This is a genomic window from Nitrosomonas ureae, from assembly GCF_900108305.1.
In the GTDB taxonomy this organism is placed as follows: domain Bacteria; phylum Pseudomonadota; class Gammaproteobacteria; order Burkholderiales; family Nitrosomonadaceae; genus Nitrosomonas; species Nitrosomonas ureae_B.
The window spans coordinates 1-13161 of record NZ_FNUX01000001.1; the positions used below are offsets into that span (position 1 = coordinate 1).

General features: G+C 44.7%; 11 protein-coding genes. 5 read left to right on the forward strand and 6 right to left on the reverse strand.

Annotation, left to right across the window (positions count from 1 at the left end):
• Window positions 1–664: 664 nt before the first annotated feature.
• Window positions 665–1342 (reverse strand): LuxR C-terminal-related transcriptional regulator, encoded by a 678-nt coding sequence (locus C4S39_RS00010; protein WP_103965022.1) that lies wholly within the window; start codon window positions 1340–1342, stop codon window positions 665–667.
• Between the two features lie 391 nt (window positions 1343–1733).
• Here C4S39_RS00010 and lysS point away from each other — a divergent pair, with 391 nt between their 5' ends.
• Window positions 1734–3239: a lysine--tRNA ligase gene (gene lysS, locus C4S39_RS00015; protein ID WP_103965023.1), complete on the forward strand. Its 1506-nt coding sequence runs from the start codon at window positions 1734–1736 to the stop codon at window positions 3237–3239.
• Here lysS and C4S39_RS00020 read toward each other — a convergent pair.
• The 5 genes from C4S39_RS00020 to C4S39_RS00040 all read right to left on the reverse strand — a co-directional run bounded on the left by C4S39_RS00020 (window position 3236) and on the right by C4S39_RS00040 (window position 8840).
• Window positions 3236–3898, reverse strand: coding sequence for a histidinol-phosphatase (locus C4S39_RS00020; RefSeq protein ID WP_103965024.1), 663 nt, complete (start codon window positions 3896–3898; stop codon window positions 3236–3238). The two genes, lysS and C4S39_RS00020, sit on opposite strands and share 4 nt — an antisense overlap.
• Window positions 3895–4572, reverse strand: a complete 678-nt coding sequence (gene hda / locus C4S39_RS00025; RefSeq protein WP_103965264.1) for a DnaA regulatory inactivator Hda — start codon at window positions 4570–4572, stop codon at window positions 3895–3897. The genes C4S39_RS00020 and hda overlap by 4 nt, the downstream gene beginning before the upstream one ends.
• A gap of 186 nt (window positions 4573–4758) precedes the next feature.
• Window positions 4759–5820: an AI-2E family transporter gene (locus C4S39_RS00030; RefSeq protein WP_103965025.1), complete on the reverse strand. Its 1062-nt coding sequence runs from the start codon at window positions 5818–5820 to the stop codon at window positions 4759–4761.
• Between the two features lie 10 nt (window positions 5821–5830).
• Window positions 5831–7219, reverse strand: coding sequence for an aspartate aminotransferase family protein (locus C4S39_RS00035; RefSeq protein WP_103965026.1), 1389 nt, complete (start codon window positions 7217–7219; stop codon window positions 5831–5833).
• A gap of 406 nt (window positions 7220–7625) precedes the next feature.
• A complete protein-coding gene (locus C4S39_RS00040; protein WP_103965027.1) occupies window positions 7626–8840 on the reverse strand; it encodes a succinylglutamate desuccinylase/aspartoacylase family protein in 1215 nt (404 codons plus the stop codon).
• Window positions 8841–9413: 573 nt separating this feature from the next.
• Here C4S39_RS00040 and purM point away from each other — a divergent pair.
• Genes purM through C4S39_RS00060 form a run of 4 tightly spaced genes read left to right on the forward strand, consistent with a single transcriptional unit; the run spans window position 9414 to window position 13161 of the window.
• Window positions 9414–10472, forward strand: a complete 1059-nt coding sequence (purM, locus tag C4S39_RS00045; RefSeq protein WP_103965028.1) for a phosphoribosylformylglycinamidine cyclo-ligase — start codon at window positions 9414–9416, stop codon at window positions 10470–10472.
• A gap of 19 nt (window positions 10473–10491) precedes the next feature.
• Window positions 10492–11130 (forward strand): phosphoribosylglycinamide formyltransferase, encoded by a 639-nt coding sequence (gene purN, locus C4S39_RS00050; protein ID WP_103965029.1) that lies wholly within the window; start codon window positions 10492–10494, stop codon window positions 11128–11130.
• The gene (locus tag C4S39_RS00055) at window positions 11127–11852 is read left to right on the forward strand and encodes a DUF3108 domain-containing protein (RefSeq protein ID WP_103965030.1); all 726 of its coding nucleotides are present in this window, start codon (window positions 11127–11129) and stop codon (window positions 11850–11852) included. The genes purN and C4S39_RS00055 overlap by 4 nt, the downstream gene beginning before the upstream one ends.
• A 37-nt stretch (window positions 11853–11889) precedes the next feature.
• Window positions 11890–13161, forward strand: a complete 1272-nt coding sequence (locus C4S39_RS00060) for an RsmB/NOP family class I SAM-dependent RNA methyltransferase (protein ID WP_103965031.1) — start codon at window positions 11890–11892, stop codon at window positions 13159–13161.

Sequence of the window (13161 nt, forward strand, 5' to 3'; positions counted from 1 at the left end):
ATTTTTTAAATTCACACTTTGAGTGTGTCTTGATTATGTATAGGCCCTATCAAACTTATATTGACATCCATCAAATAAAAACCATTTGATGGATGTCATTTCCTTCCCTGATGCTTACAACACCCACATATGTCATTTTTGTAAAATGATCATGCGTACATAACAAAGATTAAGGATTTGTTTGATGAATAAATAGCTACAAGATGTTAATTCGCGCTGTTAACAATTGTTAACATGACCGATTACAATAGGCACAACTTGGAATATTCTCCAACTCCCTGTTGGAAAAAAACAATATGCAGGATTTACTTATGCCAGAAACGTTTGTTCAGAATGACAACCGTCATTTGCTAAATTTTCGATATATCAGCGCGCCTTCTCAAGTCGCTTGAATATCGTTTACTTGGGCGCTAAACGTAATAATTGAAGCTATGTCCCTGTGCTTCAACTTTATATTCGCTGGCAAAACCTCTGAAATCAGATCAGAAAAACCAACTTTGCCCGAGTAACTGATCTTATGTATTGCGTTGATCGCTGGGAGCCAGTTCTTGCAAATCATTCAACTGATAAATAAGAAGATCCCATTATTTCCAGCTGAAATGGTTATTGAGAATTCAGGAGACGCTTTACAATTAATTGCAAAACGCATGATACGGGTGGGCAACTAATCCAATCCTTTTTCCTTGAATAGAAGTGCCAACTGCAAACGACTGGAAATATGTAACTTGGAATAAATACGATTGAGATAAACCCGCACCGAACCTTCGGTAATCTGTAATTCCCGCGCAGCCAATTTACTGCTATAACCTTTTGCAATTAAAGCAGCCAAAGACATTTCACGGCTGGATAAATGTGCAGAAACCTTCTGATGCGCCGATTCGCGTTGTAAGATTTGTTCAAACGCCATTCTCACGGAACGGCGATCCAGCCATTCGCCGCCTGCATGCACTTTTTTTAAACATTGCGGAATCAGTGAAACAGACATTTCTTTGAGTAAAATACCTTTGACTCCCATTCTGATCAGATCACAGGTTTCAGACTGATCGACCGCGGTAGTATAAACCACTATTTTGGTCTCGCTTCCAAGCGCTGCCTGGACTTGCTTGACTTGATTAAGTCCATCAACGCTAGGACTATGGGGGTCAATCAGCACGATGTCGGGGTTGTTCAGCTTCGATACATCCTGAATACAAGCTACTGAATGCAGCATATCCACAATTTCCAAGGTATCCTCCTCTTCGAGGATAACACTTAATCCAAACAGAACAATCGGATGTGGATCAATCAGAAGTACTTTAATACGATTGTTAGGCAATAAATTTTGTATCGCTTCAGTAAACATTTATGCCTACAAATTAAGAGAAAAATCAGATAGCCTATTCTTACTGATTTATTGTGAAAATTTCATAAATTCGTAGCCGAAATTCTGTTAATTTCTTGTGAAGCTTCCGTGAGCATTACAAAAAGCTAGAAAGCACCTTATTTATCAGTTAATATCACATACGCTGGAAATGCTGACAATTTAGGTTTTATCGCAACAAAACGCTGTGATAAATCACATATCTTGGTGCTCCTCATAAAGCAATGCATCAGAAATACAAAACCAAGCATACTCTAAAAATAAGCCCATCATCCCGGTCACATAAAATAACAAAACCAGAAACTGAATTGAGCAAACAACGCTATCAAGCAGTAACCCGTCTTAAAGTACATTTCCTATACAACACCTTAATATGATCCAAGAAAATACACCGGTCATCCCCGATGAAAATCAAATTATCGCTGAACGCCGCGCCAAACTAACTGAAATACGTCAGATCAACAATGCTTTTCCCAATACATTCAGACGCGATCATTTAGCTTCAGAGTTATATAAACAGTTTAGTGAATTTTCCAAAGAAAGACTGGAAGAACAATCAACTGTGGTAAAAATAGCAGGACGCATGGTGCTAAAGCGCATAATGGGTAAAGCCAGCTTTGCAACCATACAGGATATGAGTGGGCGCATTCAGTTGTATATCTCGAATGATCATACCGGAGAAACTGCGCATGCAGCATTCAAGCATTACGACTTGGGTGATATTCTGGGCGCACAAGGTACTTTATTCAAAACCAAAACAGGCGAACTCTCAATTCGCGTCACTGATTTACAATTGCTAACAAAATCCTTACGCCCCTTGCCGGAGAAATTTCATGGCTTGGCCGACCAGGAACAAAAATATCGTCAACGTTACCTTGATTTGATTACTAACGAAGAAACGCGCAGGGTATTCACTATCCGCTCCGGAGTCATCCAGGCAATTCGTGAGTTCTTTGTCGAACGCAATTATCTGGAAGTTGAAACGCCAATGATGCACCCGATTCCCGGGGGCGCATCGGCCAAGCCCTTTTCCACGCATCATAATGCACTGGACATGGCGTTATTCTTGCGCATCGCTCCCGAACTGTACCTGAAACGACTGGTTGTCGGCGGCATGGAAAAAGTTTTTGAAATCAATCGCAATTTTCGCAATGAAGGGATCTCCACGCGACATAATCCCGAGTTTACCATGCTGGAATTCTATGAAGCTTATCAGGATCATACCTACCTGATGGACTTTACCGAGCAAATGCTCGCGCATACGGCGCAAAAAGTACTGGGCACCACGCACATTACCTATCAAGGCAGGGCAATCGATTTATCCAGACCATTCATGCGCTTAACCATTACTCAGGCGATCCAGAAATTCCATTCGCACTATACTGCCGCGCAATTGAATGATCGTAATTATCTGATCGAAACATTGCAAGCGTTGAAAATTCACTACAATCCCAGCGATGGTCTTGGTGGCCTGCAACTATCGCTGTTCGATGAAACCACCGAGCACCTGTTGTTTGAACCAACGTTCATCGTTGATTATCCGGCGGAAGTATCTCCTTTAGCGCGGCGTAACGACAGCAACTCCAATATCACTGACCGTTTTGAGCTGTATATTGCCGGACGTGAAATCGCCAATGGGTTTTCTGAATTGAACGATCCGGAAGATCAAGCGGCACGTTTCCTGGAGCAGGCCAAAGCCAAGGATGCTGGCGATAGTGAGGCCATGCATTATGACGCAGACTACATCCGTGCACTGGAATATGGCTTACCACCTACAGCCGGCGAAGGTATCGGCATCGATCGCCTGGTCATGCTGTTGACTGACAGTCCGAGTATCCGCGATGTCATTTTGTTTCCGCAGTTAAGACGGGAAGATTAGCGCAAACTGATTATCGGCCAGCCATTGCTTTCTGCGTGGCTCTTCAGTGTAGGGTCCGGATCGACGGCAACCGGGTGCGTTACTTTACAGAGCAAGGGCAAATCATTGAGTGAATCGCTATAAAACCAGCTACGGAGAAACGATAACCAGGTCAGATTGTGCGCATCCAGCCATTTCTCCAATCGCTCAACTTTTCCTTCCCTGAATGAAGGTGTTCCAGACACCCGGCCTGTAAATTCTCCATCTTTCTCTTCCGGTTCAGTCGCGATCAAATGACTGATACCAAGCGCTTGGGCAATCGGGGTCGTGACAAAACTATTAGTGGCGGTAATAATGATACACAAATCATTGTCCAGCATATGCCGTTCGATTAGTTGCCGCGTCCCCGGCGCAATCAGCGGTATAATTTTCTTACACATGAATTCACTGCGCCAAACTTCCAATTGGGCACGTGAATGGCGTGCCAGAGGTTTTAACTGAAAATCCAGAAATTCGTGTATATCCAGCGTTCCCGCTTTATATTGCTCATAAAACTCAATGTTCTTGGCCTCGTGCAACTCACGATCCAACGCTTTTTTTTCTATCAAAAATTGTGCCCACTGAAAATCACTATCGCCTGCGATTAATGTGTTATCCAGATCAAATAATGCTAAATTCATGAATCCACCTGTAATAATTCTCGTAACAAAGGTATGGTTATGGGACGCTGATGAACCAGAGAATAACGATTCAGCGCATCCAGTGTCATCATCAACGACGGTAAATCGCGCCGGCCATGGTGTAATAAATACACGCAAATCTCCTGCGACAAAGTAAAACCGCAATCAGCAGCATGTGTCTGCATCGCCTGTATTCTTTCTTCTTCCGTTAACTCGTGCACCTGATACACTAACCCCCAGCCCAAGCGGGTGACCAGATCCTGCCGCATGTCCAGATACACCGGCGCAGTGGATCCGCTTACCAGCAATAATGCATGACCATCTTCGCGCAACCGATTATACAGACTAAATAGTTCCGCTTGCCCTGAAGCATCCAGACGATCAATGTCGTCGATTGCGAAACAATCTGCCGCACTGTCGCCACGAAAGGGGTAATGATTCTCGGCGCAGCTATACACCGCATTTGCGTTTCTTCGTGCATAGGCTGCGGCAATCGCTCGCAACAAATGACTCTTACCGCAGCCAGGATTACCCCATAAATAAACAAAACATTCTTTTTCTTTCCCAGACAAAATACTTCTCAACATGTGCATCAGTTCCGTATTGCGTCCTGGCAGAAAATTCTCCAGCGTGGATAACGGCAGGGGATTGATGTCTAGCAGCATCTGTTGCATGGTCATTACCTAAGGAAGCACTGATTAATTGGCTGCACGAGCGAATCACTTCGTTGCACGGCACTCTCGCCTTCGCCTATCTCGTTGATATGTCTCAGTTGCTGCGTTCCGGGCGCCTCGTGCTTCATCTCGTTCGCCGAATTAATCAGCGCTTCCCTAATCGTCATAATCCAGTCTGGAAAATTGCTACGAATTATAGAGATCACTTCCCAAATAACGCTGCAAATGCCGCAGCCAAACCAGCATTACCGCGCTAGCCGGTAACGCCAGCAGGATTCCAAAAAAACCAAACAATTGACCGAATGCCATTAAAGCAAAAATAACGACAACCGGATGCAGTCCAATCCGGTCACCCACCAACCAAGGCGTGATCAGCATGCCTTCAAGCATTTGGCCGACACCAAAAACAACCCACACCGTAATCACGCCATTCCAATCCTGGAATTGCATCATAGCGGCAAAAGTCGCCAGCATTAAACCAACAATCATCCCCAGATAAGGCACAAACACGAGAATACCCGCCACCAAGCCAATGGGTAACGCAAATTCCAACCCTGCCAGCCAAAGTCCGGTGATATAACAAATACTCATTAATAAGATCACCGCTAATTGACCGCGCAAAAATTCCGCCAAAACCCGGTCAGTCTCTCGCGCTAACTGAGAAATCTGATCATGCCAATAACGCGGGATCATTTGATCGATAAGTTTGATCAGCGTATCCCAATCACGTAACAGATAAAACAACACGACCGGCACCAATAGCAGATTGACCAGAAACTCAACAACCGCCATTCCTCCGCTGGTTAAGGAAGGCAGCATCTTTGCGGCCACGCCTCCAGCACTTTTCCAGTGCTCGGAAAGCGCTTCCCTTAACAGGTTCATATCCGGTTGCAGATTGATATCCAGTCTTGATTCCAGCCAGGGAATCACATGATTCTTCAGCATATCCCAATATGCCGGCATTTTATCCATAAACCGGTTTGCTTCTTTCTCAAATAAAGGCACCATAATCAAAATCAGAGCGGCAAACACTCCGAGCAACAACAGCATAACCAATACCGCGCCCACCGTCCGCGGTATTTTCCTATCAGCCATGTAGCTCACCATCGGATTACAGATATACGCAATCACTGCGGCTAATAAAAAAGGAGTCAGGATCGGACTGAGCAGATAAATCAGCCCACCTGCTACGCAAGCTAATAACAACCACCAGAGATAATGTAAGTTTCCGGAATATTCAGGGTTCATACGAAATGAATCAGCCAGCTTTCGCTTTTAGCGCATGGCTGGCCAGATTTTTGCCAAGTTCCCAAATAGAACCCGGCACTTGATGCGTATCCGCGATGGTCTTGGTCAATGCATGCATGATGTGGTCGCAATCTTTCTGGGCCAAAGTAAGGGGAGGCAAAAGTTTGATCACATTCATGCCGTGCCCCGCCACTTGTGTCAGAATTCTGTGCTCCTTAAACAAGGGAATCGTGATCATCTGGCAAAACAATCCTTTATTAGCAGCCTCCAGCATCATCCACGCAGCTTTCAACGAAAAACTATTGGGTGACTTGAATTCAACTGCAATCATCGAACCTTTGCCGCGGGCTCCTTTCAAAAATTCATACTGACTTGTCAAGGCATTGAGCCTGCCGATCAGATCATCACCAATTTTCGCGCTGTTTTCCACCAGCCTCTCCGTTCTGATTACTTCCAGACTCGCCAAACCAGCCGCCATCGCCATGTTATTCTTGGAAAAAGTAGAACCATGCACGACTGCCCGATCCATGCGATTAAACACGCTATCCATAACCTGCTGCGTCATGGCCACCGCACCGACCGGCACGAAACCACCGGATAACGCCTTGGCCATGCATATCATATCGGGCTTCACGCCCCAATGTTCAATGGCCCAGAATTTGCCGGTACGCCCAAGCCCGGTCTGAATTTCGTCTGCGACAAACAATGTACCGTATTTCTTACATAAGCGCTCAACCTCGGGCAGATAGTCATCATCCGGGATGTTTACTCCCTTGCCCTGAATCGGCTCGACAATAAAAGCGGCCACTTCACGATTGCTTAAGGCCTTCTCCAACGCCGCGAGATCATTAAATGGAACCGAGCCGCAATCCTGCAACAATGGGCCGAAACCATCCTTGAAAATCTGCTCGCCGTTCAACGACAAGGCCCCCATCGTCAACCCATGATAGGCATGATCACAACAAATAATCCGATTGCGCTTGGTGACGTAACGCGCAAACTTTATCGCCCCTTCAACCGCTTCCGTACCCGAATTACAGAAAAACACCCGTTCCAGATTATCCGGTGTTGTGGCCAAAATCTCCTTGGCCAATAAACCACTCAAAATCGACACATCCATTTGCACCAAATCAGGCATATTCAGTGACAATACCTCTCTTAACGCATTGACGATGGTTGGATGATTGCGCCCAAACGCATATACGCCAAACCCGCTCAACAAATCAAGATATTCATTACCTTTTTCGTCATACAGATACTGTCCCACCGCACGCTCATAATTCCGGTCATAACCGATCGTTTTCAAGACCTTGACCAACTGAGCATTCAAATACCGATCGTGCAAATCGAATTTATCGGTACGATGTTGTGATAACAGATTGGCGATACTGAAAGACATGAATGACCTCTGCATTAAAAAGCTGCCAAAAAACTGGAAGCTAGCGTCTACGGGTTCCCGGAAAGAAAAAAACGAATACCGCTCAAGGCGGTATCACTGCAACAAGTTCAACGTTGATCATACCATTTCCCACTCTTTGCTGCTAAAAACACACAAACGACTTATTAACTTCTACGTTTACGTCGATGTAGTTAATCAACATGCAATTATAAGCGCTTCTAACAGCAATGCATGAAATTTATAGTCCATGCAAATTTGCGAGATTTTAAAGAATCTTGATTTACATTTGATATCGTTGCGCACAGCCATGGAACAATCGCAAAAACTTTGCTTAATTGTTCTACCGGTGTAGCTGGAAAAGCCGCATGATCATAATTAAAGAAAAAGAATCAACTGCGATCCCGAATCATTCAGATTCCGGCGCTACCGATATATGCTGAACAATGACTTTCCGATCCTTATTATGATTGAGCCTGGCGGATCTTTCTTCGGATTCCTGAATACCGATATGAAAACCTGCAAAACCTGGCATAACCACTTGATCAATCGCCATACCAATAATCCGGCCGTTATGTGGTGAAATTATTTCGCTGCGTATATTGGTAATGGGATCGGTGACAATACCAAGGATATCGTTTTTGCTAATTTTATCTCCCAATCTGACATTGCCCAGAAGAATACCGCCATGATTTACGCGCACCCACGCTGAATGATAGTAAATTGAATCCGGAGCTTCTAATGGTTGAACTGCTTCCAGCATATTCATCCTACCCAACAGAGTTTGAATGCTTTTAACGCCATATTGAACAGCTGGTTCTTGCAGTGTCATGGATTTTCCCGCTTCTAAAGTTACCGCGGGAATTCCGATTTCAACGGCAGCATGACGCAACATCCCCGCAGAACCTTCGCTATGAAGAATCACGGATATTCCAAAAGCCTGAGCAAATTCAGCTACGCCCGGTTGCAGAAGATTAGCCCTGATCTGCGGCAGATTGGCACGATGCGCTGAACCTGTATGCAAATCAACAAGAAAGTTGCAATGACTGATGATCTCTTTAAAAAATGAATAAGCAATCCGTGATGCGGAACTGCCTTGAGGATTTCCCGGAAAAAAACGATTAAGGTCACGCCGATCCGTCAGATAGCGGGAAGAGCGCTGAAAACCTTGCAGATTTACAATAGGTACGCCAATAATAGTTCCGGATAATTTCTCAGGATCAGTGCCATGAAGCACACGTCTTACAATCTCGATACCATTTAATTCGTCGCCATGAATTGCAGCTGTCAGACAGAGCACAGGCCCTGGTTGAGCACCATTAACGACCAAAATGGGAGTTGGCATGGAAAGGCCATCCGAAGATTGATTGGGCTGCCAGGATAATCGCATCGCGGTTGCGGGTGGTACCACAGCACCCAATACCGCAAATGATGGCTTTGGCTGCTCGAGAGGCCCGGATTCGGGAGCGCTGGATAATTCTCTCGTTTTTAGCGCAGAAGAGTATATCATCGAGTCAGAGTGTACAATTAACTCATCATTGACACTATCAAACTTCAGTATTTGCTGCGAATACCCATTGATTGCAATCAATAGAAGAGTTAGGCCGACAATACTTTTTAACATTGCGCGATCACCTTATTAAACAAATTACTCGTTCCAGGTATTAAGGCCTATTTTTATAGCAATCAAATATTCAATTTAATTACAATATACTGTAATTAAATTGTATTGAAAAATTAAAATAGCGGTTAATTTACATCACAATTCGTTGTGTAATATATATACAACATGACTATCGAATTGGAGCAGTCAATATTCGCCGATTCAAATAAATAAGCACTCAAAAAATCAAAAACGCAATGTTCGAGGCCCGCTCCCAATGCTCTTCTTAATCAGTTCGTGGCATATCCGTAAGAAACTTCTGAACAACCCCGCTTGTCATTCACAAACAGGGCAGGAAATCTTTTGAGGCTAAAAATATAGATTCCTCACTACGCTCGAAATAACAATTATTCGGAAGCCTCAGAAAAAATAAACAATAATCAACCCATCACCCCGGTTTGATTTTCTTTTTAACAAGTGATATCAAAATGAACCGCCGGATGAACTTTTGCATCCATCTCATGCACATGTTTCATTTGCGTTAAAATTACAACTTTAAGCAACCTTTATTCAGCAACTACGCGAGAACTTAATTTGATTCCTTCTAACTCTGATCATTCTGATGCAAAACAACTATCTTATCGTGACGCCGGCGTAGATATCGAGGCAGGCGATCGCCTGGTTGAAAATATCAAACCGCTTGCCAAGCGTACATTGCGCCCTGAGGTAATCACCGGAATCGGTGGCTTTGGGGCTTTGTTTGAAATTTCCAAGAAATATCGGAACCCTGTTTTGGTATCCGGTACGGACGGAGTAGGCACAAAACTTAAACTGGCTTTTGAGCTGGAGCGGCATGATACGATAGGTATCGATCTGGTCGCAATGAGCGTGAATGATATTCTGGTGCAAGGTGCCGAACCGTTATTTTTCCTCGATTATTTTGCTTGCGGGAAATTGAACGTAGAAACGGCTACAGCAGTCGTCAGCGGCATTGCCAAAGGCTGTGAATTGGCAAGCTGTTCACTGATCGGCGGTGAAACGGCAGAAATGCCCGGGATGTACCCTCGTGACGAGTACGATCTGGCTGGATTTTCCGTTGGAATTGTCGAAAAAGATCAGGTAATTAACGGCAGCACAATCCAGGACGGCGATATTGTACTGGGCTTGGCTTCCAGTGGCGCGCATTCCAATGGATATTCACTAATTCGCAAGATTATTGAACAGAATTGCATTGATCTATCAAGTAATCTTGCTGGAAAAACCATCGCCGATATTATCATGGCGCCAACGCATATTTATGTAAAACCAATATTGAAGCTGATCCAACAATTACCTGTCAAAGGACTAGCGCACATTACCGGTGGGGGATTGATTGAAAACATACCACGTATTCTGCCACGCGGAGTTATCGCCGTATTGCACAAAAATTCATGGGAAATGCCGCCGCTATTTCACTGGCTGCAACAGCAAGGTAATATTGCAGAATACGAAATGGCGCGGGTGTTTAATTGCGGAATCGGCATGGTGATCGTGATCGCGCCGGAAAATGCTGACAGCGCAATCCAAAGTCTCAGTGCCGAAGGTGAAACAGTGTGGCGAATCGGTGAAATCAAGCCACGCGCATCTAATCAAGCATCCACTGTTATAGTTTAAAGTATTGTCATTACAAGACATGGAATCACTGGTTATTCTGATCTCCGGACGTGGCAGTAATATGCAGTCGCTACTGGAAGCCAGAGCGCAAATCGATCGCGTTACTGTTATCAGTAGCAATCCCAATGCAATGGGTTTAGAGACCGCCAGAAATTATGGTGTTGAAACGATCGTTATTGATCACCGCTCTTATTCCGACCGGCAAGCTTTTGATGCCGCATTGGCAGAGTGCATCGATGCGCATCAACCGAAGCTGGTTGCACTGGCCGGCTTCATGCGCATACTGAGCGATCGCTTTGTGCAACGTTATCAAGGCCGGTTAATGAACATCCATCCTTCATTGTTACCCGCCTTACCGGGTTTGGGAACACACGCACGCGCACTGCAAGAAGGTATTAAAATTCATGGTTGCACGGTACATTTTGTCACCCCGCGGCTGGATCATGGTCCCATTGTGATTCAAGCGGCCATTCCTGTATTACCCGGGGATACCGAAAAAACATTGGCCACCCGGGTTCTGCAGCAGGAACACCTTATCTACCCTCAGGCCGTACGCTGGTTTATGGAAGATCGGATCACAATGAATGAAAATCACGTTGAAGTGCTGGATTCCAGCATTTGTGAAATTACACTTTATTCGCCGGGGTTACCCAAATGAAACTTTCATCCGCGGCACTTCTAGTATGGATGTTAAGCCTCTCGGTCCCGGTTTATGCAACGGATATACCTTCCCGCATTGAAATTAACTATGCCGTGACAACAGATATCGGCGAAGGAGAAATCAATGAGGTGATGGAAATCAAGCACATGGATGACGGCCGCCATAGTTATAGCATTAATAGCGAAGCGCAAGCCACTGGAATTTTCAAGCTTTTAGAGCCCAACAGTATCACGCGGCATAGCGAAGGAATGATTACTGAAAATGGATTGCGGCCTTCTCGCGCTTATGAAAAACGTGGAAAAAAAGAACCCAGTGTGGCCCTATTTGATTGGGCAAATCACACCGTCACTGTAAATCATCAGAAACACAAAGCGCAAGAAAAATTACCCGAGGGCACTCTGGATCGCTTAAGCTTATCTTATAATTTTATGTTTACCCCCTTACCTGAGCACCATGTAGAACGTCACGTTACCAATGGGCATGGTTTGATGTTATCACGTTATACCATCACCAAAGAAACGCTCAATACTCCGCTCGGGAAGATGAAAACTATTGTATTGACCCGGCAAGAGAATAAAAACTCAAAACTTAAAAGAATTGTCTGGCTTGCGCAAAACAATCATATGTTACCCGTTCGCATTGTTTCGATAGAAGACAATGGCCGTGAAATCGAAAAAATAGTAACCGGAATTAATATCAGTTACAAAGCTGATTACTAATCCGATCTTTCAGCTACAACTACATATCAGGAAATCAATGCATTTTACTTCTTCTCAACTGGACGCGGCGATTGTTGCCATGCGTACCCTACTTCCTCTGGAATATCCAGCCGATGCAATCATGCGGCGTTTCTTCCAGGATAATCCAATATTAGGAGTCCAGGATCGCGCATTCATCGCAGAAACGGTTTTTGGTATTTTACGGCACCGCTTTTTTCTTGAAAGTTTAGTAAAAATTGTGACGCCACGCGCATTAATATTAGCGTATCTGGTTAAGCTTCAAGGAATGAATTTACGCGAACTGGAATCGATGATCAGTGAAACGGAGACTAAATGGCTGTCAGAAATTAAAGCTATCAAACCGGATATATTTCCACTGGCGACTCAGGCCGAATTCCCCGCATGGTTGGTAGAGAAACTACAACTTTTCATGCCCGATACAGATATTCTTGATTTGGGGCTCTCGCTACAAAAATCCGCGCCACTTGATCTCCGGGTCAATACCATCCTAGCCAAGCGCGGTGAGATTCTGGAAATCCTCAAGCAGGAAGGCATTGATGCCGAGGCGACACCTTATTCCCCTTGTGGCATCAGACTTGCCGGAAAACCTGCGATTAATCGCCATGCCCTTTTTTTATCGGGAAAAATAGAAGTACAAGACGAAGGAAGCCAATTACTTGGCTATTTGCTGGCACCCAAACGCGGTGAAATGGTTGTCGATTTTTGCGCCGGCGCGGGCGGCAAATCACTGCTACTGGGTGCTTTAATGAACTCAAAAGGGCGCATTTATGCTTTCGATGTTTCCGAAAAAAGATTGAACAACCTGAAACCGCGCTTCAAACGCTCGGGCTTATCCAATCTACATATACAGCGAATCACAAATGAAAATGATATCAAGGTCAAACGATTGACTGGAAAAATCGATCGTGTATTGGTAGACGCTCCTTGCAGCGGACTCGGAACACTGCGCCGCAACCCTGATTTAAAATGGCGCCAATCGCCACACAGTATTGATGAACTCAAAACCAAGCAGGCCGCTATTCTTGCTGCAGCCGCCAGTTTGCTGAAACCGGGCGGGCGATTGGTGTATGCAACATGCAGCTTCTTACCGGAAGAAAACCAAACTGTCATTAACGAATTTCTGCTCGCGCATCCCCAGTTTAGTTTGTTGAATTGCGCTGAATTACTATCTCAACAAAAAATACCGTTGGATACCGGTAAATTTTTGCAATTATTTCCTAAGCTACATCAAACGGATGGTTTCTTCGCCGCAGCTTTAACAAGAAATGATTCCGCGCAATCAGAATAA

Bases quoted from the DNA above. Each gene is read 5' to 3' on its own strand.
- C4S39_RS00010 (WP_103965022.1), bottom strand. From the start codon at position 1,342: ATGTTTACTGAAGCGATACAAAATTTATTGCCTAACAATCGTATTAAA.
- hda (WP_103965264.1), bottom strand. From the start codon at position 4,572: ATGCAACAGATGCTGCTAGACATCAATCCCCTGCCGTTATCCACGCTG.
- C4S39_RS00060 (WP_103965031.1), top strand. From the start codon at position 11,890: ATGCATTTTACTTCTTCTCAACTGGACGCGGCGATTGTTGCCATGCGT.
- C4S39_RS00055 (WP_103965030.1), top strand. From the start codon at position 11,127: ATGAAACTTTCATCCGCGGCACTTCTAGTATGGATGTTAAGCCTCTCG.
- C4S39_RS00030 (WP_103965025.1), bottom strand. From the start codon at position 5,820: ATGAACCCTGAATATTCCGGAAACTTACATTATCTCTGGTGGTTGTTA.
- lysS (WP_103965023.1), top strand. From the start codon at position 1,734: ATGATCCAAGAAAATACACCGGTCATCCCCGATGAAAATCAAATTATC.
- C4S39_RS00035 (WP_103965026.1), bottom strand. From the start codon at position 7,219: ATGTCTTTCAGTATCGCCAATCTGTTATCACAACATCGTACCGATAAA.
- purN (WP_103965029.1), top strand. From the start codon at position 10,492: ATGGAATCACTGGTTATTCTGATCTCCGGACGTGGCAGTAATATGCAG.
- C4S39_RS00040 (WP_103965027.1), bottom strand. From the start codon at position 8,840: ATGTTAAAAAGTATTGTCGGCCTAACTCTTCTATTGATTGCAATCAAT.
- C4S39_RS00020 (WP_103965024.1), bottom strand. From the start codon at position 3,898: ATGAATTTAGCATTATTTGATCTGGATAACACATTAATCGCAGGCGAT.